This is a genomic window from Streptomyces tamarix (assembly GCF_032423885.1).
In the GTDB taxonomy this organism is placed as follows: domain Bacteria; phylum Actinomycetota; class Actinomycetes; order Streptomycetales; family Streptomycetaceae; genus Streptomyces; species Streptomyces tamarix.
The window spans coordinates 17,154-36,380 of sequence record NZ_JAWCTQ010000037.1; the positions used below are offsets into that span (position 1 = coordinate 17,154).

Here is a 19,227-nt window from a genome sequence, read left to right on the forward strand (position 1 = left end):
GTCGCGGGTTCGTCGCGCGGCGGTGCGCGCGATCGTCGCGGAGTCAGAGTTCGGTAGATCCTGTGCCTGCTCCGGCATCACCGGTGCCGCCGTCCGTGTCGAGCGCGTTCTCCTTGCGGAAGGAGTCGTAGATCTGCAGCAGCACTTGCTTCTGCCGCTCGTTGATCGAGGGGTCGGCGAGAATGGCGGCCCGCGTCTCCAGTTCCTCGCGGTCCCGCTCGTCGAGGATCCCGGCCCGCACGTACAGCGTCTCCGCGGAGATCCGCAGCGCCTTGGCGACCTGCTGGAGCACCTCCGCGCTCGGCTTGCGCAGCCCGCGCTCGATCTGGCTCAGATACGGATTCGACACCCCGGCCGCCTCCGCGAGCTGCCGCAACGAGAGCTGCGCGGTGCGCCGCTGCTCGCGCAGGTACTCGCCGAGGTTGCCGACGTTGAGTGATGCCATGCTCCGATGCTGCCCGCCCTCGCTAACAATTGCAAGCACATGCTTGCCGCAGTTACTCAACCCGGACATCCGGCGGACAGGACAGGTGCGCCCCGCGGGTCCCTCCTCCGCGTCCCGTGCCAGCATGGGAGAAGACGTCAACGGGGAGGGCCACCATGGCTGTTGAGCGGGTCTGGTTGGACGTGCCGTTCGCCGAGAAGGACGCGGCGAAGAAGGGCGGGGCCCGGTGGGACCCCGCCGCCAAGCGCTGGTACGCGCCGCGCCCGGGGATGGCGGAGCTGGAGCGGTGGGCGGCCGCGCCGGACGTTCCCGATCTGCTGCCGGGGGAGGACCGGAGCCTCGGCAGCGGCCTGTTCGTCGACCTGGTGCCGCAGACCTGCTGGTTCACCAACGTCCGCTCCTGTGTGGACGGGAGGGACTGGGAGCGGCTCCGCCGGATGATCACCCGTCGGGCCGGGCAGCGGTGCGAGGTCTGCGGGGCCGCCGAGGACCGCGAGCAGAAGCGGTGGCTGGAGGCCCACGAGCGGTGGACCTTCGACGAGGCCGCGCGCGTGCAGACCCTCAAGCGCCTCATCTGCCTGTGCACCGACTGCCACACGGTCACCCACTACGGCTACGCCCAGGTCCGCGGTGTCGAGGCGCGGGCGTTCGCCCACCTGGTGAAGGTCACCGGGATGACCGAGCCGCAGGCCCGGGAGCACGTCCGGACCGCCTTCGCGGTGTGGGAGAGGCGCTCGCAGGTCGCCTGGGAGCTGGACCTGGGCATCCTCACCGACGCCGGGATCAGGCTCGCCCCGCCCCCCGGGGCGGGAGAACGCGTCAGGGTCGCCGCGGAGACGCTGCGCGCCGAGGGCCGGCCGGCAGTGCCCCACCGGCCCGGCCCCGACCGGGCCGACCGGCGGTCCGGGCGGCGCTAGACGGCCGGAGCCCTGACGGCGTTGGGCGGCTGGGGCCCCGACCGGGCCGACCGGTGGTCCTGACGGCGTCAGACGACCGAGGCCCCCGACGGCGTTGGGCGGCCGGGGTCCCAGACGACGTTGGACGGCCCGGGGGTCCGACGGCGTTGGGTGGCATCCGGCGCCAAGAGGCGTCCGGAGCCAAGGCGGCGTCCGGAGCCGTCACGCGCCGTCCTCCGGGGGGTGGGTCGTCACGATCGTCCGGGACCTCAGTTCGTCGACCGCGTCCGCGCACGCGCGCGTGCCGTCCGCCGTCAGCACCGCCATGCCCAGCCGGTCCGCCGACGACCTGAGCGGGGAGACCGGGTCACCCGGTTCCACCGGGACGTCCCAGCCCACCAGCCGCCACCCGGTCGGGGCGGGCCGCGGGGCGACCGCCGCCACCCGGCCCGGCGGGGCGGTGACGAACACGGTCGCCGCCGCGGCCGCCACCGCCTCCTCCGGCTCCTCGCGCGGGCCCACGCCGACCGGCCAGCCCAGCGCGGCGCGCCGCCAGTCGACCCCCCGGGTGAGGCGTACGAGGTCGGGGATGCCGTCGCCGCCGGGGCGGTTGTGCGTCTCGATGACGGTCACGCGCGCGCCGTCGACCTTGACCTCCGTGTGGGCCGGGCCGTCCGTGAGGCCCACCGCGTCGAGCAGTTCCGCGACCGCCCGCTCCACGCGCCGCCGCCCGGCCGCGTCCAGCGACGGCGCCGGCATCAGGTGGGCGACCTCCACGAACGCCTCGCCCTCGGTGCGCTTCTCCGCGATGCCGAGGCACGTGTGGCGCCCGCCCGAGGACAGCGTCTCGACGCTGTACTCCCGTCCCCCGACGTACCGTTCGAGCAGCGTGGCCCGGGTCCTGCGGTCCTCCGGCAGGTCCGCCGCCGACCTCAGGAGCGTGACCGCGTTGCTGCCGGTGCCCGCGACCGGCTTGGCGACGACCGGCGCCTTCGGGCCGCGGTCCGCGCCGAACAGCCGGGCCACCGCCTCCGCGTCGTCGCCGGCCGCGAACGGCGGGTTCAGGTGCGGGGCCGACCGCTCCAGTACGCGCCGCATCTCCAGCTTGTCGCGCGTGGCCCGTACGGCCTGCGGGGGCGCCCCGGCCGCGCCGAGGCGGCGGGCCGCGACGGCCGCCGGTTCGAGGCCGAGTTCGGTGAGCGAGACGACGGCGGCCGGGGACAGGGGGCGCAGCACCTCGTCGACGAAGGCGAGGAACGTGGGCCCGTGCTGGTAGTCGACCGCGTGGTGGGCGACGGCGGGCGCGTCGAGGGGAGCCGCGCCGGGCAGCCGTACGTGGACGACGTCGACGGGCAGCGTGGCCGCCGCGCGGGCGACCGCCGCGTCGGCGCCGAGGACCACGAGCGTCACGGCGCGCGCCCCGGGGCGCGCGCCCGGCCGGTGCGGTGTCCGTCCCCCCACTCCACACGGGTGATCGTAGTGGCCGGGCGCCCCCTCCGGGCCCGTGCGCGCCCCCGGGCCGTGCGGTCACGACATCCCGACGGCCGCGCCCAACTCCCCCGGCAGCGGCCGGGTGTGGAGGACGTCCAGCCGGGACACCGCGCGGGTGAGCGCCACGTACAGCCGGTGCGGGCCGCGCGGCCCGGCGTCCGCGACGGCGGCGGGCTCGGCGAGGACGACGTGGTCGTACTCCAGGCCCTTCGCCAGCCCGGCCGGCACCACCGTGACGCGCGGCGCGCCGGCGGCCACGTCGCCGGGGTGCCCCGTCGCGACGCCCGCCGCCTCCAGCGCACCGCGCAGCCGCTCGTACGCCGCGTCCGCCACGACCACGCCGATGGAGCCCTCCCGGTCGAGCGCCGCCCGCACCGCGTCCACCACCGCCTCCTCCAGGCCGGTCACCGCCCGCACGGTCACCTCGCCGTCCCGCCGGACCGACCGCGCGGGCGGCACGTCCACGCCCAGGGCGCCGAGCAGCCGGTTGGCCAGGTCCACGACGGCGCCCGGCACCCGGTACCCGGCGGTCAGCGCGGTGATCCGGGCGTCCGGACGGCCCAGGTGCGCCAGTTGCTCCCGCCAGTCGCGGGCGGCCCACGGGGTGGTGCCCTGCGCGAGGTCGCCCAGCACGGTCAGCGAACCGGACGCGGAGGTGCGGCGGGCGACGGCCCGGCACTGCATGGGCGACAGGTCCTGCGCCTCGTCGAGGACGATGTGGCCGTACCCGGCGGTGCGTTCGAGCTGCCCGGCCAGTTCGTCGAGGAGGACCAGGTCGGCGGCGGTCCAGCGGGCGGAGCGGTACGAGCGCGGGGGCCTGGCCCAGCGGATCGCGGCGCGCTCGGCACCGGTCAGCGCGGGATCGCGCGGGTCGGCCAGCACCTCGGCGAGCACCTGCTCGGGGGCGACCCTGGGCCAGCACGCGTCCAGCAGGGCCGTGACGGGGCGCGACCGGCCGACCCGCCGCTCCCAGGCGGCGCCCACCGGACCGGCACGCCGCTCGGCACGCGTGCGCAGGGCCCGTACGACGCGGCTGCGCAGGCGTTCCCGGCCGACCAGGTACGGCGGGGCCTCCGCCCGTACGCCCTCGACGAGCACGGCGAGTTCGTCGGCCGGGAGGCGCCAGCGGTAGGCGCCGTCCGGGACGGCCAGTTCCGCGGACGGGGGCACCACGCGCGCGTAGAGGGCCCTGCGCAGGACGGCGGCCATGCGGGCGCCGTGCTTGACGGCCGCCGCCGCTTCGGTGTCCTCGGCGCGGGGCTCGTGGCCGACGGCGCGGGCGATCTCCTCGTCGACGGTGGTCTGGCGCACGTCCCGCTCGCCGAGCGCGGGCAGCACCTCGGAGACGTACGCGAGGAAGGCCCTGTTGGGCCCGAGGATCAGCAGTCCCGCGCGCTGGACGCGCCCGGGGTGGGTGTACAGCAGGTACGCGGCGCGGTGCAGGCCGACGGCGGTCTTGCCGGTGCCGGGGGCGCCCTGGACGCAGAGGGACGTGCCGAGCGGGGCGCGGACGAGGTCGTCCTGCTCGGGCTGGATGGTCGCGGCGATGTCCCGCATGGGCCCGACGCGCGGTCGCTCGATCTCGGCGGCGAGCAGCCCGCCGGAGCGCGCGGCGGCCCCTCCAGCCGCACCGGCCTCCCCGGCCTCCCCGGCCGCACCGCCCGTGCCGCCCCCGCCGCCCGTGCCGGCCGCCCCCGCCGGACCTTGCAGGTGCTCGTCCTCCAGGCCCGTCAGGTCGGCGGAGTCGCCCTTGCTGTACGGCGCCCAGCCGAAGCGCCGCCGGACCCGTACGCCCTGGGGGTCATCCGGCCGCGCCTGGTAGAACGCGCGGGCCACGGGCGCCCGCCAGTCGACGACGAGGGGCGGCTCGGCCGGGTGGGCACTGACGCGGCGGCGGCCGATGTGGTGGCGGCGGCCGTCGGTGTGGTCGAGGCGGCCGAAGAACAGCGGCCCGGGCGGCTCCTCGCGCAGTTCCTTGGCGTGGCTGCGCAGGTGGTAACCGAGGTCCTCGGCGTCGGCGCCGGAGGCCGAGACATCCTCACCGGTGACGACGCGTTCGGCGGCGCCGTCCGCCATGCGGGTCAGCGCGGCGCGGCAGAGGTCGTGGAAGGCCCGTTCCTGGTGCAGGTCGTGGTCGAGTGGCGTCATTCCCCCGAGAATAACGCAACCGAGTATCTTTTTTTACCGAGTAACGTTTTACTGGAGCCGGTCCGCGAGCCCCTCCGCCAGTTGCCGGAACGCCACGTCCGCCGCCGCGACCGCGTCCGGGTGCACCGCGTCCGCGCTCTCCCCGGCCTCGATCCGCCGCCAGTTCTCCTCCGCCAGGACCCGCAGCACGGCGATGACCTGTCCCGCCGCGAGCCGCGCGCCGACGTCCCCGCCGAGCGCCTCCGCGAGCGCCCGCTCGGACTCGCCCTGGTACGCGTACAGCCGCGCGACCAGGCTCGGCGTGCCGTACAGCAGCCGGTGGAAGGCGAGGACGGACGGTTCGTCGCTCAGCCCGGTGACGGGGTCGCGGCGGTCGAGCCCGTCGAGGAGGTGCCGGTGCAGGGCCGTCAGCGGCCCGACGCCTTCGGCGCGGGCGGCGACCACGCGCGCGGCCTCGTCGCGGTGGTCCGCGAACCGGTGGACGACCAGGTCCTCCTTGGCCGGGAAGTACCGGAACAGCGTCGGCTTCGACACCTCGGCGGCCGCCGCGACCTCGGCGACGGAGACCCGGTCGAAGCCGCGCTCCAGGAAGAGCGCGACGGCCGCGTCGGAGATGGCCCGGTACGTCCGCACCTTCTTCCGCTCCCGCAGACCGGCACCGACACCCGCGCCGACCCCCTCGGCACCGCCCGCACCCGCCGTCCCGGTCGTACTCACCGACCCCGCCCTATCCGCCGACCCGGTCGTACTCACCGACCCCGCCCTATCCGCCGGCCCGTCCGCACCCGCCGGCCCGTCCGCGCCCCTGCCCGCTTCACCCATCCGTCCGCTCCACCATCACCTGGACCCCGTCCAGCAGCCGCTCCAGGCCGAAGCGGAACTCGTGGTCCGGGTCGTCCGGGCCGTCCATGACCCCGGACTCCAGCGCCCGCGCCACCGCCGGGAACCGCTCCGGATCCGCCAGCAGCCGCAGCGTGCGGGTGTAGCGGGCCATCACCTGCTCGGGCGTCCCGCCCGTCGCCGTCACCGCCGCGGCGAGGTCCGCCATCAGCCCGGCCTCGTTCCGGACGAACCCGCCGACCAGCAGCACCACCGAGATCTTCGCCCCCTCGTCGAGCGGGGTCGGCGCGAGCGCCTCCATCCCGGCCTCCCACCACGCCACCGAGTTCGGCGTCGCCGGGGGCCCCGAGACCGGGATGCGCAGCAGCCACAGGTTCCGCTGGAACACCGCCCGCTGCGCCCACGCCCAGCGGGCCAGCCCCTCGCGCCAGCCGGTGCCGGGCGGCGGCGGGTCCGGGGGCGCGCCGATCGCCGCGTCCTGCATCAGCACGTACAGCTCGTCCTTGGCGCCGACGTACCGGTACAGCGACATCGTCGAAACGCCCAGTTCCTTCGCGACGCGCCCCATGGAGACCGCGGCGAGCCCCTCCGACGCGGCCAGGGCGACCGCCGCGTCCACGATCCGGTGCACGCTCAGGCCGGGCCTGGGCCCCTTCGCGGGGCGTTCGCGCAGGCCCCAGGCGGCCTCCAGGCCGGGCGGGAGCCCCGTACCGCCACTGTCCGCCACCGGCCTCACCCTCCCTGCCTCCGGCCCGGACGCCGGACCGCTTGACGCCCATCCTAGTAATGCGTAACCCTTACACAGTAGTGCGTATGACATACGCAGTAAGGGGATCGCCATGCCGGGCAGCACCGCCATCGAGGCCGTCGGCCTCCGCAAGTCGTACGGGGACGCCCCCGTCCTCGACGGCATCGACCTGCGCGTTCCGCGCGGGGCCGTCTTCGCCCTCCTCGGCCCGAACGGCGCCGGGAAGACCACCACCGTCCGCGTTCTGGCCACGCTCACCCCGCCGGACGGCGGGCGGGCGCGGGTCGCCGGGTACGACGTGGTCGCCGAGCGCTCCCGGGTGCGCCGGGCGATCAGCCTCACCGGGCAGTACGCCGCCGTCGACGACCTCCAGACCGGCTCCGAGAACCTGCGCATGATGGGCAGGCTGTCCGGGCTGTCCCGCCGCGACGCGCGCCGCCGCGCCGCCGACCTGCTGGAGCGCTTCGGCCTCGCGGACGCCGCCGACCGCCCCGCCGGTACGTACTCGGGCGGCATGCGGCGCAGGCTCGACCTCGCGGCCGGCCTCGTCGGCGAGCCCGAGGTGGTCTTCCTCGACGAGCCGACGACCGGCCTGGACCCGCGCAGCCGCCAGGAGCTCTGGCAGGTCGTGCGCGACCTGGCGGCGGGCGGCGCGGCGGTGTTCCTCACCACCCAGTACCTGGAGGAGGCCGACCAACTGGCCGACCGCGTCGCCGTCATGGACGCGGGGCGCGTCGTCGCGGAGGGCACGGCCGAGTCCCTCAAGTCCCGCGTGGCGGGCCACCGGCTGGACGTCGTCGCCACGGACGCGGCGGCGTACGCCCGCCTGGAGGCGGAAGCGGGGGCCTACGCGCGCGTGGCACCGCATCCAGACCCCACGCACGTGGCGCCAGGCCCGGGCTCCGCGCACGTGACGCCTCCCCCGGGCCCCGTGCGCGTGGCACCGCATCCGGCCTACGCACGCGTGGCACCCCCACCGGACCCCGCGCGCCACGCACCGCACCCGGACCCCGCGCGCGTGACGCCTCCCTCGGACCCCGCGCGCGTCGCGCCGCACCCCGCCCCGCTGCGCTCCCCCGGCAGCCTCACGCTCGGCATCCCCACCGACGGCACCGCCCCGCACGTGCGGGCGCTGCTCGACGCGCTCGACCCCGGCCGGACGGACATCGCCCGCTTCGCGGTGCGCACCGCCACCCTCGACGACGTCTTCCTGGCGCTGACCGGCGCCGCCACCGCGAAGGAGACCACCCGTGACTGACGCCGCCCTCACCCTCGTCGGCCGGGGCGTCCGGCTCAGCCGCCGCAACCCCGACGCGCTCATCACCTCCATGGTGCTGCCGGTGATGCTGATGCTGGTCTTCGTCTACTTCTTCGGCGGCGCCATCGACACCGGCACGCACACCTCGTACGTGACGTACGTCGTCCCCGGCGTCCTCCTGCTGTGCGCCGGCTTCGGCGCGTCCACCACCGCCGTGCGGGTCAGCGAGGACATGAAGGCGGGCATCGTCGACCGGTTCCGCTCCCTCGACGTGGGCGCGGTGCCGATCCTCGCCGGGCACGTCGGGGCGAGCCTCGTGCGGAACCTCCTGTCGACGGCGCTCGTCGTCGGCGTCGCGTTCCTGATCGGCTTCCGGCCCGAGGCCGGGCCCGCCGGGTGGGCGGCGGCGCTGGGACTGCTGTTCGCGTTCGTGCTGGCCGTGTCGTGGCTGTCGGCGGCGGCCGGGCTGCTGGCGCGCACGCCGGAGGCGGCGAGCGGGTTCACCTTCTTCATGATGTTCCTGCCCTACCCGAGCAGCGCGTTCGTCCCCGTCGACACGATGCCCGGCTGGCTGCACGGCTTCGCCGGGCACCAGCCGGTCACCCCGGTCATCGAGTCGCTGCGGGGCCTGCTGCTGGACCGGCCGGTGGGCGGCGCCCCGTGGACCGCCCTCGCGTGGTGCGCCGGGCTGCTGGCCCTGGCCCTGGCCCTGTCGGGGGCCCTGTTCCGGGCGCGCACCCGGTGAGGACGGCCCGGAAGGCCCCCCGGGGCCCGCCGTCAGAAGATGTCCGGGCACCAGGCCCGACGCGGGGCCCGCAGCAGCAGGTCCGCCCGCGCCGCCGCCCCCGGCGCCGACTCCTCGACCCGGCCCAGCGCCACCAGCCGCGCCACGGACTCGTCGCCCAGGTACAGCGCGCCCAGGTCGGCCACGTCCAGCACCAGGTCGGCCGGTGCGGCCGTCGGCGCGCACGCGGCGCCCTCCGGGGACGCGTCCAGCCGGAACCGACCCCCGGCCAACCCCGCCGCGTCCCGCACGTCCAGCACCAGCGACCCCGCCGTCCCGTACGCACGCGCCTCCAGCGCCCGTACGACGTCCAGGACCCGCACCCACATCATGTCCGCGTACGTCACCACCCGGGCGGCCCGCGGGTCCGGGAGGAGCAGCGGCAGCAGGTCGTCGGGGGCGCGGTTGCCGCTCTCCACGAACGTCACCCAGTCGATCGCGCACACGTACCGCCACAGCGCCCGCTCGGCGGCCGGGGTGACCGCGATCAGGTCCCGTACCGTCAGCGTGTTCAGCGGCTGCTTGCCCTCGTCCCACGTCTCGTCGGCGGCGTACGCGACGTACCCCTCCAGCTCCCCGGACGCGGAGCGGTACGTCGCGTAGAACGGCTCCGTCCAGGACTCGCCGGGCGGGAGGTCCCAGCCGGTGCGGCGCTCCCAGTCGCGCACGGCGCGGCTCACCATGCCGTGGCGCACGGCCCGCGCCCGGTCGTACAGCTCCGGGCCCAGCTTGCGGACGGCCTCCCCGTCGACGAGGTCGATGCGGCCGCCGTCCTCCGGCCCGGACCAGCGCGGGTCCAGGGCGGCGCGGCGCAGGTCCACCTTCCACCGGGTGAGCCAGGTGGCCGGGCCGAAGCCGAACCGGCCGTAGATCGGGTACTCGGCGGCGATCAGCGTCGCCAGGACGTCACCGCGCTCCTTCGCCTCGGCCAGCTCGGCGCCCATCATCCGGCCGAGCAGGCCCCGGCGCCGGTGCGTCGGCGAGACGGAGACGTTCGTGACGGCGCTCGCCGCCACGGGGGCGCCGCCGACCGCCGTCACCTCCTGCGCGAACGAGCGGAACGTCGCCACGCACCGCCCCTCGTCGAACACCCCGCGCATCCGCGGGAAGTTCTGGTGGGGCAGGCGTATCGCGATCTCCTCCGGGGAGGGCGTCGGTGGCCGCAGGAACCCGGTGTGCAGGGCGCGGAGCCAGTCGGGGTAGTCGCTCTCGGTGAGGACGCGCGGGACGAGGGAGCCGGAGGCGGTGGGGTCGGACGTCATGCGGCCACGCTAGACAGCCGTCAGCCCCGGCCGCACCAGGGTTTTCCCCTGTCAGGCCCGCTTCCCACCGGTCCTCGCCGACTCCGGTCGGCCCCCGCCGTACCCCGGTCACCTCCGGTCGGCCTCCGCCGTACCCCGGTCGGCTCCGGCGCCCCGGCGACCCCGGCGGCCCTCGGCGGTCAACGCCGGACCCCGGGAGTCACAGCCGGGCCCGCCGGGCCCCACCGCCCCTGACACCCCTCTGCGCCCCCGGCGCCCCCTGCGGTCAACGCCGGAACCGCCGCCCCTGGCCGACCCCCACCAACCCCGGCGGCCACCACCGGCCCTCGGCCGGCACCTGAAGCGACCGGCGGAAGACCCGACCGGCGCAAGGCGCGGACTGGCAGAAGGCGCGGACCGGCAGAAGGGACAGATCGACAGAAGGAGCAGAAGGGACAGATCAGCGGAAGGGACAGATCGGCGGGAGGCTCGACCGCGGCGGACGGCGCGGGCCGGTCGCCGCCGGTCCGCGCCCGGGCCGATCCCTCACGCCAGCAGGTCGTCGACCTGTGCCTCCCCCTCCCGGTACCGGCGGGCGATCTCCGCGCTGCAGCCGTCCGCCGTGCGCTGGAGCTCCTGGCGGCGGCGGGAGACGACCTGCTCATACCGGGCCAGCCGCCCCATCGCCTCGTGGAGTTCGGCGTCCGTACGGGCGTCGAGGTCGGACAGTTCGACCTCGGCGAGCATCTCGGCCGCCAGCACCCGGTACTCCTCGCTCCTCGGCGTGGACAGCGTCATGTGCCGCACCGAACCGGGGCGACGGGCCGACGGCGCGTCCGCGAGGATCTCCGACAGCCGGTGCATCACCGGCACCTCCGGCGCCGCCCGCCGCGCCAGTTCCGCGCGGAGGATGTCGATGCGGCCCTGCAGCAGCCGCCGCACGTAGCTCAGGTCGGCCTCGTCGGTGTGCGAGTCGCGCCGCAGCGCCCGCAGTTCGTCGAGGCGGAGCGCCTTCAGGTCGGGGGTCACGGCGGACTCCGGCGGTCGTACGGCCTCCAGCGCGGCGAATCCGACGGCCCGTGTCGTCCCGACCGTCCTCGTCACCGTCCCGGTGGCGGCGGGTGGCTCGGTCGCGGACCGCTGCACCGGCGGACGGGACCGCTCGGACGCTGGACCGACACAGGTGATCGATGCGGGGCCGGGCTGCTGCCCGGCGCCAGGTGTGCTCATGTGTTCCGTCCCCTCGACCGGTGCTTCAGGGGCACCGCCTGACAGGCATGGTGCCACTCCCGCATGCGCCGCGCAGGCGTGTGCACCCGTTCGGCCCCCGGTAAGTTGGGGCATATGCGAGCAGTGGTGCAGAGGGTCGACGGGTCGCGGGTCGAGGTCGCGGGCGAGACGGTCGGGGAGATCGTCGGCGAGGGCCTGTGCGTCCTGGTCGGCGTCACCCACGGGGACACCCCGCAGAAGGCGGCGCAGTTGGCGCGGAAGCTGTGGAGCCTGCGCGTGCTGGACGGGGAGAAGTCCTGCTCGGACGTGAACGCGCCCCTGCTGGTGGTCTCCCAGTTCACCCTCTACGGGGACGCCCGGAAGGGCCGCCGCCCCACGTGGAACGCGGCGGCACCCGGCGACGTGGCCGAGCCGCTGGTCGACGAGGTCGTGGCGCGGCTGCGGGAGGCGGGGGCGACCGTGGCGACGGGCCGGTTCGGCGCGGAGATGCGGGTCTCGCTCACCAACCACGGCCCGTTCACGGTGCTCGTCGAGGTCTGACCGCGCCCACGGCGCCCGTCGAAGCCCCACCGCACTCACGGCACACGACGCCCGTCGAAGCCCCACCGCGTCCACGACGCTCGCCGGAACCCGACCCCGTCCACGGCGCCCGTCGAAGCCCGACCGCCCGGCCCGTGCGGAGCCCCTACGGCTCCACCACCGGCTCCTGCGCCGCCGCCGTCCCCTCGGCGACGACGAGCGTCGCGTCGACCGGCACGTTCCGCTTCACCAGCGCGAGGGCGATCGGGCCCAGCTCGTAGTGGCGGACCGCCGTGGTGACGAAGCCGAGCTGCCGCCCGTCCGGGCCGTCCGAGGCGAGCCGTACGGGCGCGCCGTGCGCCGGGAGGTGCACCTCGCTGCCGTCCAGGTGCAGGAAGACCAGGCGGCGCGGCGGCTTCCCCAGGTTGTGGACGCGCGCGACGGTCTCCTGCCCCCGGTAGCAGCCCTTCTGGAGGTGGACGGCCTGGCCGATGAGGCCGATCTCGTGCGGGATCGTGCGGTGGTCGGTCTCGAAGCCGAGCCGCGGCCGGTGCGCCTCCACGCGCAGCGCCTCGTACGCGAGGATCCCGGCGAGCGGGCCGCGCGCGGCAGCGTACGCCTCCAGTTCGCCGCGCGGCAGGAAGACCTCCCGGCCGTGCGGGGTCTCCCGGACGACGGCCCCGCCCGGGACCTCGGCGATCGAGCCGGCCGGAAGGTGGACCACGGCGATCTCGTCCGTGCGGTCGGCGACCTCGACGCGGTAGAAGAACTTCATCGACTCCAGGTAGGCGAGGAGCGCCTCCCGCGTGCCCGGCTCGACGTGCGCCCACACGGTCGTGCCGTCGTCGACGAGGTACAGGGCGTGCTCGATGTGGCCGTTCGCGGAGAGGACCAGCGCGTCGGTGGCGCGGCCCGGGGGCAGCTCGCTGACGTGCTGGGTGAGCAGCAGGTGGAGCCAGCTCAGCCGGTCCTCGCCGCTGACGGTGACGACGCCCCGGTGGGAGAGGTCGACGAGACCGCTTCCCGCGGCGAGGGCGCGCTGCTCGCGGAACGGGTCGCCGTAGTGCGCGGCGACACCTTCGTCCCGCCCCTCGGCGGGTACGGCGCCTGGCTGGGACAGCAGGGGACTGGTCGGTGAAGGTCGCTGCATGGCGTCCAGCCTACGACCCGCCGTCGGGCCTGCGTTCCGCCGTCCGGCCCGCAGCCGACAGCCCGATCCACCGCCGGTCCACGACCCACTGTCCCGCCCACGGCCTCCGAGCCCGGCCCACGACCCGCCCAGCGCCCGGCGGCCCCCAGCCCGGACCACGACCCGCCGTCCCGCCCGGGCCCCCACCGCCCGGTCTACGACCCGGCGTCCGGCGCCTCCGCCCGCCTCTTCGCGGTGCAGTCCCGGCACCGGCCGTAGATCGCGAAGTGCTTCAGGTCCGTGTCGAAGCCGAACGTGTCGAGGAGCTCGCGGGTGAAGCCGGCGGCGACCGTCACGTCCGCCTCGATGACGCCCTCGCAGTCCCGGCAGACCAGGTGCAGGTGGTGGTGGCGGTCGGCGAGGTGGTACGTGGGCGCGCCGTGCCCCAGGTGGGCGTGGCTGACCAGACCCAGCTCCTCCAGGAGCTCCAGGGTCCGGTAGACGGTGGAGATGTTGACGCCGGAGGCGGTCTTGCGCACCTCGGTCAGGATGTCGTCGGGCGTCGCGTGCTCCAGCACGTCCACCGCCTCCAGGACGAGCTGGCGTTGGGGCGTCAGCCGGTAACCGCGCTGCCGCAGGTCGCTCTGCCAGTCGGTGCTCACCACGCGCTCCAGTGTAGGAGCACCGACCGGATCCGCCGGGATTACTTGAAGAACCGCGATTACTTGAAGAAGGCGATGCCGTCGTCCGGCAGGTCGCCCAGGCTCTTCGCCATGGCCTCGACCTCCTCCGGCGTGACGACCTTCTTCAGGTGCGCCGACATGTACGGGCGGAGCGGCACCTCGGGGGTGGCCTTCTCGCCGACCCACATCAGGTCGCTCTTGACGTACCCGTACAGCCGCTTGCCCCCGCTGTACGGGCCGGAGGCGGCGGTGCGGGCGACGGCGTCGGTCGCCAGGTCGATCTGCGGCTTCTTGTCGGCGAGCTCGCCGTACCAGACCTCGACGATGCCCTGGTCGCGGACCATGACGACCTCGACCTTGCGGTCCTTGTCGATGCGCCAGTAACCGCTCTCGCTCTCCAGCGGGCGGACCTTGTTGCCCTCGGCGTCCAGGACCCAGGTGTGGGAGGTGTACTCGATGAAGTCCCGGCCGTCGTGGCCGAAGGTCACGGACTGGCCGAAGTTGCACTTCTCGGCGCCGGGGAAGTCGGAGACGCCCGCGCCCTCCCACGTGCCGAGGAGGAACGCGAGGGGGACGAGGTCCGGGTGCAGGTCGGACGGGATCTGGATCATGATGTCAGGCTGCTCTGGCGATCTGTGCGGGTGCGGGGGGTCAGCGCTGGCCCTGGTACAGCTTCTTCACGGTCAGCCCGGCGAAGGCGAGGACGCCGACGCAGACCAGGACCAGCAGGGCGGAGAAGAAAGCCTCAAGCACGGGGTGCTCCTCGGGTGGGCGATGGACGACGGTAAAGGGGCCGGGTCCCAGCCTAATGGGTGGGGCCCGGCCCGTTCCTGCGAGGGCGCAGGGCGCGGACGCCCGCGCCTCAGCCGAGCAGCTGGCCCGGCAGGACGAGGGTCCGGCGGAAGGGGGCCCGCGGGGCCGTGCCCTTCCAAGACTGGACGACCGGCGCCAGGACGTCCCCGGCCAGGACGTACGTCTGCCGGGTGCGCCCGACCCCGTACGGCCGGGTCTCGTCGTACACGTCGGGGGTGGCGGGGGCCACCGGGTCGTCCCACTCCCACGACTCGTCGAGCCGGGTCTCCGGGGCGTTCGTGAGCGCCGCGTCCGCGGCGAGCCGGGGCCGACCTCCGACTGGGCCGCACGCGTTCGCATTACAGTTCGGAACATGGCGAAGAAGCTCGTGATCAAGGTGACTGCCGGGGCCGACGCCCCCGAGCGGTGCTCGCAGGCGTTCACGGTGGCGGCGGTCGCCGCGGCCAGCGGCGTCGAGGTGTCGCTGTGGCTGACCGGGGAGTCCTCGTGGTTCGCGCTGCCGGGGAAGGCCGCCGAGTTCGCGCTGCCGCACGCCGCGCCGCTGCCCGACCTGATCGAGTCGATCCGGGCGGCCGGCCGGATCACGCTGTGCACGCAGTGCGCGGCCCGCCGGGAGATCACGGAGGAGGACCTGATCGAGGGCGTGCGGATCGCCGGCGCCCAGGTGTTCCTGAGCGAGGTCATGGAGGACGGGGTCCAGGCCCTCGTCTACTGAGGCCGGACGCCCCGCGCTCCCCCCGTACGGTGCGGCCCGGCGGTCCCCGCCCGGTCCGCGGCCCGCCGGACCCCGGACCGCCGTCAAAACCCCGCTTTCCGCGCGGCGGCCCGGCCGGAAACGCCGCTTGTCATGACAATCGTGCATCCGAGTGATGCCGGAGAACCTTGTACCGCCGCGACGAGTTGCACAGTGAGCCGAAGCTCAGCAACGAATACGCGGGTCTCCCTGGACCACGGGCGCGGCCCTGTTTCGGCACCTTCGGAGGGGTACTCCTTGCCTCTGAAGCGGCGGTGTCGGCCTGCTGTCTTACTGATCCTTCTCACGGACAGGCCGGCACCGCTTTTCCCTCTCCGCGACCTTGTTCTTCACGCCTCCGTCCGCCGCAGTGCTGAATGCACCACTCTTATGGCGGCATGTCTCGTTTCGCTTGTCCTCGTTCAACGAGTGGGTGGGTACTTTCCCTGCTCGATGACAGCACAGACGTGACAACGACGAGACCAGACCTGGTGGAGGCTCCTATGAGCAAAAAAGGATTCGCGGCACTCTCCCTGTCCGCCGCAGCCCTCCTGACGGGTGGGAGCGGCGGCCTGGCGCACGCGGATGAAGCGCCGAAGTTCAACAACGAGACCCAGATCCTTTCCTGCTTCAGTCTGGAAATCCTGGACATCCCGATCGCCTCCGCCGCGAACAACACCGTTGACTGCTCGAAGAACTACAGCTCCGAGAAGAACCAGAGCGTCACGTACGAGACGCGACACTGACACCACCCAGTCGGAGCAATACCCCCGGGGTCGCGCTTCGTTTTACTGGTTGGTGACGCCGCAACACGGACCTGATGCCCACCGGCATTAGCACCCTGACGGCAGAAGTGACCACAATCCGGCATTGCGGTTGAACCCGGTACTGAATATCAGTCACACAGGCGTTCCGCCCTGTCGGCGCAACGACATGAAAATCTCTCAGACTCAGAAGGAAAAGAGAAGGATGAAGATCAAGAGCGCCCTCGCCTGCACGTTCGCCGCCCTGGCCGTCGCGGGTGGTGCCGCCGGCACCGCTCAGGCCGCCGACGACGACACGTCGAAGATCGACAACAGCACGCAGGTCCTGAGCTGCGACATCGTCGAGGTCATCGACATCCCGATCCTCTCGGCCGCCAACAACACCGTCGACTGCTCCGACACCATCAAGGAGGAGGAGAACGAGTCGGTGCACATCGTCGACGAGGACAACGCCCAGGCCACCGCGGTGGTCCTGCCCAAGGGGCACCACAACAACCGCTGATCACGCGGCTCGCGTCCCCGCACCCGCGAAGACGCGAGCAACCGTGGAGTCCAGCCGCTCCGGACTCTGTCCGGGGCGGCTGGATGGGCTGGGTGCGTCTCGGCGGCCGGGGCGCGCGTCCCGCGCCTGTGGCGGTGTCCGCTTCCTTCACCCGCCACCGGCGCACGCGCGCTCTGGTCGCCGAACCCGGCCCCGCCGCCCCCTGCACCCACCACCGGCCCAGCCGACCGGACACAGCCGCTTGTCCGGTGAAGACGACGGCAGGCCCCGCCCGCCCCGCGCCAGGGGCCCACTCCATCGACGGTCGACAGCACTCAGGTGAGGTCCGGCCGCACCTCCGGTACGCGGGAGATCCGCGGACCGGCGGGCACGGTGGATCGGCCCGAAGCACGGGCGCGCCGGGCAGCCACGTCTCCACCGGACTTGATGTCCGGTCGCCGACACCCCTCTCCCAGGGGCTGGCCGGCGGTGAACCGGTGCAGGGGGCTGTGGCGGTTCACGGTGGCCGAACCGGAACGCCTTCGGCGGTACGTCGTACTCCTCGCCCGCCCGGCTCCCTGACCCTCCGGCCACCCGGCTCGCCGCCCGCCCTGCCGGCCCCTCCGGCTCCCCAGCCGCCACCCGTCCCACCTCGGCCATCCCCCGCAGCGCGGCCCCCGAGCCCTCGGGGCGCGGCCCCCGCAGCCGGCGCCCGCCCGGGACGCCCCGGCCGAAGAACCCTCCTCCCGGCACCCCCCGCGTCCGCGCGGCACGCGCGGCCCCCGGACAGCGCACGACACCCGAAGGCCCCGGACAGCATCCCAAGGCGCCCCAAGACATCCCAAGACACCCGGACAGCACGCGACACCCGGCACCCGGCACCCGAAGGCCCCGGACAGCGCCCCAAGCCGCCCCAAGGCCCCGGACGGCATCCCAAGGCACCCGGGCGGAACGGCCGGCCCCGCACACGCGCTACGGCCCCGGCTTCCTCTTGCCGTCCAGTTCTTCCCACCACTCGTCGGACTGCCGGTCCCCGGTGGGGTCGTCCCACCAGCGGTCGTCCGGGCCCCGCCGGTTCGCCGCCCACGCGGCGAGCGGCGGCAGGAGCGCCGCCGCGAAGGCCATCCCCGCGGCGGCCTCCACGGACCACAGCCGCACGAAGGTCCACGCGCTGACGAAGAGGGCGAGGCAGGTGCCCATCAGCGCGAAGTACGTGCGCCGGCGCCGTGCGTACACACCTCCAGGGTATGACCGAAGGGCCGCACCTCAAGTCCCGGAAAGCGTCCAACCCCCAGGAGGTGCGGCCCTTCGGCCGTTCGGTGTACCGCCGCGTCAGACGGCGATCGCGACCTCGGCGAGGCCGCCGGTCTCCACGACGACCTGGCGGTCCGCCGTGCCGCCCGGCACCAGGGCGCGGACGGTCCAGGTGCCCTCCGCCGCGTAGAACCGGAACTGGCCGGTCGCGGAGGTCGGGACCTCGGCGGTGAACTCGCCGGTCGAGTCGAGCAGCCGGACGTAGCCGGTCACGGGCTCGCCGTCGCGGGTCACCTGCCCCTGGATCGTCGTCTCACCGGGCTTGATCGCGGAGGCGTCGGGGCCGCCGGCCTGGGCTCCACACATGTCGTACCTGTCCTTACGCGTCGCGGGTGGGGCGGATTACTTGGCGGGGCCGAGCTCGATCGGCACGCCGACGAGGGAGCCGTACTCGGTCCACGAGCCGTCGTAGTTCTTGACGTTCTGCTGGCCGAGCAGCTCGTGCAGGACGAACCACGTCAGCGCGGAGCGCTCGCCGATGCGGCAGTACGCGATGGTGTCCTTCTCCAGGTCCACCTGCTCGTCGGCGTAGAGGGCCTTCAGCTCCTCGTCCGACTTGAACGTGCCGTCGTCGTTGGCGTTCTTCGACCACGGGATGTTGCGGGCGCTCGGCACGTGGCCGGGGCGCTGCGACTGCTCCTGCGGCAGGTGCGCCGGGGCGAGGAGCTTGCCGCTGAACTCGTCGGGCGAGCGGACGTCGACCAGGTTCCAGTTGCCGATGGCGGCCACGACGTCGTCGCGGAAGGCGCGGATCGAGGTGTCCTGGGCCTTGGCCTTGTACTCGGTGGCCGGGCGGTCGGGGACCTCGGAGCCGTCGACCAGGTCGCGGGAGTCGAGCTCCCACTTCTTGCGACCGCCGTCGAGGAGCTTGACGCTCTCGTGGCCGTACAGCTTGAAGTACCAGTAGGCGTAGGCGGCGAACCAGTTGTTGTTGCCGCCGTAGAGGACGACGGTGTCGTCGTTGGCGATGCCCTTCGCGGAGAGGAGCTTCTCGAAGCCCTCCTGGTCGACGAAGTCGCGGCGGACCGGGTCCTGGAGGTCCTTCTTCCAGTCGATCCGGACGGCGTTCTTGATGTGGTTCTTGTCGTACGCCGACGTGTCCTCGTCGACCTCGACGATGACGACCTTCGGGTCGTCGATGTGGGCCTCGACCCAGTCAGCGTCCACCAGGACGTCGCTACGGCTCATACTGTCTTCTCCTCCGGGGCAGTCTGCGGCGGGATGCGGATACGGCAGGTCGCGCCGAGCGCTCTACGCGTACGGGGATGCGGGGCGGCTGCGGCGCACGGGAGGCCCCCCAGGGCGGAAGGGCCGGGAACGCGGGGTGCGAGAGCCCCGCTCAGACAGTGCGACAGAGCATGGCGGCGACGCGGCACAGGTCTACTGCCCGCCGCTTCGTGAGGTCCGCCTGTCGCTTCATCATGGGACCGATCGTAGGGACGGACAGGCGGCCGTGTCACCGGCGTGTCGCATGTTGAGACGAGAACATCCGTATGGCGGGACGAGAACGTCTTCGGGGCCGGTTCGGGACCGGTCCCGCCGAGGGCGTTCCCGCAGTTCGTCTAGGGGGCGGACGGGGGTGTCTCGCGATGTGGTCCCCTCATCCCGGCTCCACCCGCCCGGAGGGCGCCCGGCGGGGCGCCGGGAGCCGGGCACGGGCGACGGGCGCAGGCGCCGGGCACGGGAGCGGGAGCGGGAGGGCGGGCGGTG

General features: G+C 74.2%; 22 protein-coding genes. 7 read left to right on the forward strand and 15 right to left on the reverse strand.

Annotated features, from left to right (window positions below; translation table 11 throughout):
* Positions 1-43: 43 nt before the first annotated feature.
* Entirely contained in the window at positions 44-445 is a 402-nt protein-coding gene (locus RND61_RS24370) for a helix-turn-helix domain-containing protein (RefSeq protein ID WP_315880218.1), read from the reverse strand.
* Positions 446-600: 155 nt separating this feature from the next.
* On the opposite strand from RND61_RS24370, the gene RND61_RS24375 reads away from it, so the two are divergent.
* Positions 601-1,362 (forward strand): DUF5710 domain-containing protein, encoded by a 762-nt coding sequence (locus RND61_RS24375; RefSeq protein WP_315880219.1) that lies wholly within the window; start codon positions 601-603, stop codon positions 1,360-1,362.
* Positions 1,363-1,563: 201 nt separating this feature from the next.
* Here the strand turns inward: RND61_RS24375 and RND61_RS24380 are convergent, their stop codons facing one another.
* The 4 genes from RND61_RS24380 to RND61_RS24395 form a co-directional block, all read right to left on the reverse strand.
* A complete protein-coding gene (locus RND61_RS24380; RefSeq protein WP_315880220.1) occupies positions 1,564-2,751 on the reverse strand; it encodes an ATP-grasp domain-containing protein in 1,188 nt (395 codons plus the stop codon).
* Between the two features lie 117 nt (positions 2,752-2,868).
* The gene (locus tag RND61_RS24385) at positions 2,869-4,980 is read right to left on the reverse strand and encodes a HelD family protein (protein ID WP_315880221.1); all 2,112 of its coding nucleotides are present in this window, start codon (positions 4,978-4,980) and stop codon (positions 2,869-2,871) included.
* 48 nt (positions 4,981-5,028) lie between these two features.
* The gene (locus tag RND61_RS24390; protein WP_391654043.1) at positions 5,029-5,697 is read right to left on the reverse strand and encodes a TetR family transcriptional regulator; all 669 of its coding nucleotides are present in this window, start codon (positions 5,695-5,697) and stop codon (positions 5,029-5,031) included.
* Positions 5,698-5,794: 97 nt separating this feature from the next.
* The gene (locus RND61_RS24395; RefSeq protein ID WP_315880222.1) at positions 5,795-6,556 is read right to left on the reverse strand and encodes a TetR/AcrR family transcriptional regulator; all 762 of its coding nucleotides are present in this window, start codon (positions 6,554-6,556) and stop codon (positions 5,795-5,797) included.
* Between the two features lie 103 nt (positions 6,557-6,659).
* On the opposite strand from RND61_RS24395, the gene RND61_RS24400 reads away from it, so the two are divergent.
* Both RND61_RS24400 and RND61_RS24405 read left to right on the forward strand, forming a co-directional pair.
* Positions 6,660-7,826, forward strand: coding sequence for an ATP-binding cassette domain-containing protein (locus RND61_RS24400; protein ID WP_315880223.1), 1,167 nt, complete (start codon positions 6,660-6,662; stop codon positions 7,824-7,826).
* Entirely contained in the window at positions 7,819-8,571 is a 753-nt protein-coding gene (locus RND61_RS24405) for an ABC transporter permease (protein ID WP_315880224.1), read from the forward strand. The genes RND61_RS24400 and RND61_RS24405 overlap by 8 nt, the downstream gene beginning before the upstream one ends.
* Positions 8,572-8,603: 32 nt before the next feature.
* On the opposite strand, the gene RND61_RS24410 is transcribed toward RND61_RS24405, so the two are convergent.
* Positions 8,604-9,872, reverse strand: coding sequence for a GNAT family N-acetyltransferase (locus tag RND61_RS24410; protein WP_315880225.1), 1,269 nt, complete (start codon positions 9,870-9,872; stop codon positions 8,604-8,606).
* A 525-nt stretch (positions 9,873-10,397) separates the two neighbouring features.
* Positions 10,398-11,081: an RsiG family protein gene (locus RND61_RS24415; protein WP_315880226.1), complete on the reverse strand. Its 684-nt coding sequence runs from the start codon at positions 11,079-11,081 to the stop codon at positions 10,398-10,400.
* Positions 11,082-11,195: 114 nt separating this feature from the next.
* Here RND61_RS24415 and dtd point away from each other — a divergent pair, with 114 nt between their 5' ends.
* On the forward strand, positions 11,196-11,621 hold the full coding sequence (dtd, locus tag RND61_RS24420) for a D-aminoacyl-tRNA deacylase (RefSeq protein ID WP_315880227.1): 426 nt from the start codon (positions 11,196-11,198) through the stop codon (positions 11,619-11,621).
* A 145-nt stretch (positions 11,622-11,766) separates the two neighbouring features.
* Here the strand turns inward: dtd and ygfZ are convergent, their stop codons facing one another.
* From ygfZ to RND61_RS24440, 4 genes are all read right to left on the reverse strand, one after another.
* A complete protein-coding gene (gene ygfZ, locus RND61_RS24425; protein ID WP_315880228.1) occupies positions 11,767-12,750 on the reverse strand; it encodes a CAF17-like 4Fe-4S cluster assembly/insertion protein YgfZ in 984 nt (327 codons plus the stop codon).
* Between the two features lie 194 nt (positions 12,751-12,944).
* A complete protein-coding gene (locus tag RND61_RS24430; RefSeq protein WP_315880229.1) occupies positions 12,945-13,394 on the reverse strand; it encodes a Fur family transcriptional regulator in 450 nt (149 codons plus the stop codon).
* 56 nt (positions 13,395-13,450) lie between these two features.
* Entirely contained in the window at positions 13,451-14,023 is a 573-nt protein-coding gene (locus tag RND61_RS24435) for an FABP family protein (RefSeq protein WP_315880230.1), read from the reverse strand.
* 251 nt (positions 14,024-14,274) lie between these two features.
* Positions 14,275-14,454 carry a hypothetical protein gene (locus RND61_RS24440; RefSeq protein ID WP_315880231.1) on the reverse strand — a complete coding sequence of 60 codons (180 nt, stop codon included), beginning with the start codon at positions 14,452-14,454 and terminating at the stop codon, positions 14,275-14,277.
* Between the two features lie 123 nt (positions 14,455-14,577).
* Between RND61_RS24440 and RND61_RS24445 the strand changes: the two genes are divergently transcribed.
* The 3 genes from RND61_RS24445 (at position 14,578) to RND61_RS24455 (ending at position 16,224) form a co-directional block, all read left to right on the forward strand.
* Positions 14,578-14,940 (forward strand): DsrE family protein, encoded by a 363-nt coding sequence (locus tag RND61_RS24445; protein ID WP_315880232.1) that lies wholly within the window; start codon positions 14,578-14,580, stop codon positions 14,938-14,940.
* A gap of 521 nt (positions 14,941-15,461) precedes the next feature.
* Positions 15,462-15,704, forward strand: coding sequence for a hypothetical protein (locus RND61_RS24450; protein WP_315880233.1), 243 nt, complete (start codon positions 15,462-15,464; stop codon positions 15,702-15,704).
* A 223-nt stretch (positions 15,705-15,927) separates the two neighbouring features.
* On the forward strand, positions 15,928-16,224 hold the full coding sequence (locus tag RND61_RS24455; protein WP_315880234.1) for a hypothetical protein: 297 nt from the start codon (positions 15,928-15,930) through the stop codon (positions 16,222-16,224).
* A gap of 951 nt (positions 16,225-17,175) precedes the next feature.
* Here the strand turns inward: RND61_RS24455 and RND61_RS24460 are convergent.
* The 4 genes from RND61_RS24460 to RND61_RS32755 form a co-directional block, all read right to left on the reverse strand.
* Complete coding sequence (locus tag RND61_RS24460; protein WP_315880235.1) at positions 17,176-17,439, reverse strand: DUF3099 domain-containing protein; 264 nt, start codon at positions 17,437-17,439, stop codon at positions 17,176-17,178.
* A 96-nt stretch (positions 17,440-17,535) separates the two neighbouring features.
* Positions 17,536-17,823, reverse strand: coding sequence for a DUF1416 domain-containing protein (locus RND61_RS24465; protein ID WP_315880236.1), 288 nt, complete (start codon positions 17,821-17,823; stop codon positions 17,536-17,538).
* 36 nt (positions 17,824-17,859) lie between these two features.
* Positions 17,860-18,705, reverse strand: coding sequence for a sulfurtransferase (locus tag RND61_RS24470; protein ID WP_315880237.1), 846 nt, complete (start codon positions 18,703-18,705; stop codon positions 17,860-17,862).
* Between the two features lie 151 nt (positions 18,706-18,856).
* Positions 18,857-18,940 carry a putative leader peptide gene (locus RND61_RS32755; protein WP_361657456.1) on the reverse strand — a complete coding sequence of 28 codons (84 nt, stop codon included), beginning with the start codon at positions 18,938-18,940 and terminating at the stop codon, positions 18,857-18,859.
* Between the last annotated feature and the right edge of the window lie 287 nt (positions 18,941-19,227).

What these genes read in the sequence shown, in the direction of transcription:
- RND61_RS24370 (WP_315880218.1), bottom strand. Translation starts at nt 445, where the DNA reads ATGGCATCACTCAACGTCGGCAACCTCGGCGAGTACCTGCGCGAGCAG.
- RND61_RS24375 (WP_315880219.1), top strand. Translation starts at nt 601, where the DNA reads ATGGCTGTTGAGCGGGTCTGGTTGGACGTGCCGTTCGCCGAGAAGGAC.
- RND61_RS24385 (WP_315880221.1), bottom strand. Translation starts at nt 4,980, where the DNA reads ATGACGCCACTCGACCACGACCTGCACCAGGAACGGGCCTTCCACGAC.
- RND61_RS24400 (WP_315880223.1), top strand. Translation starts at nt 6,660, where the DNA reads ATGCCGGGCAGCACCGCCATCGAGGCCGTCGGCCTCCGCAAGTCGTAC.
- RND61_RS24410 (WP_315880225.1), bottom strand. Translation starts at nt 9,872, where the DNA reads ATGACGTCCGACCCCACCGCCTCCGGCTCCCTCGTCCCGCGCGTCCTC.
- RND61_RS24415 (WP_315880226.1), bottom strand. Translation starts at nt 11,081, where the DNA reads ATGAGCACACCTGGCGCCGGGCAGCAGCCCGGCCCCGCATCGATCACC.
- dtd (WP_315880227.1), top strand. Translation starts at nt 11,196, where the DNA reads ATGCGAGCAGTGGTGCAGAGGGTCGACGGGTCGCGGGTCGAGGTCGCG.
- ygfZ (WP_315880228.1), bottom strand. Translation starts at nt 12,750, where the DNA reads ATGCAGCGACCTTCACCGACCAGTCCCCTGCTGTCCCAGCCAGGCGCC.
- RND61_RS24435 (WP_315880230.1), bottom strand. Translation starts at nt 14,023, where the DNA reads ATGATCCAGATCCCGTCCGACCTGCACCCGGACCTCGTCCCCCTCGCG.
- RND61_RS24445 (WP_315880232.1), top strand. Translation starts at nt 14,578, where the DNA reads ATGGCGAAGAAGCTCGTGATCAAGGTGACTGCCGGGGCCGACGCCCCC.
- RND61_RS24450 (WP_315880233.1), top strand. Translation starts at nt 15,462, where the DNA reads ATGAGCAAAAAAGGATTCGCGGCACTCTCCCTGTCCGCCGCAGCCCTC.
- RND61_RS24455 (WP_315880234.1), top strand. Translation starts at nt 15,928, where the DNA reads ATGAAGATCAAGAGCGCCCTCGCCTGCACGTTCGCCGCCCTGGCCGTC.
- RND61_RS24465 (WP_315880236.1), bottom strand. Translation starts at nt 17,823, where the DNA reads ATGTGTGGAGCCCAGGCCGGCGGCCCCGACGCCTCCGCGATCAAGCCC.
- RND61_RS24470 (WP_315880237.1), bottom strand. Translation starts at nt 18,705, where the DNA reads ATGAGCCGTAGCGACGTCCTGGTGGACGCTGACTGGGTCGAGGCCCAC.
- RND61_RS32755 (WP_361657456.1), bottom strand. Translation starts at nt 18,940, where the DNA reads ATGATGAAGCGACAGGCGGACCTCACGAAGCGGCGGGCAGTAGACCTG.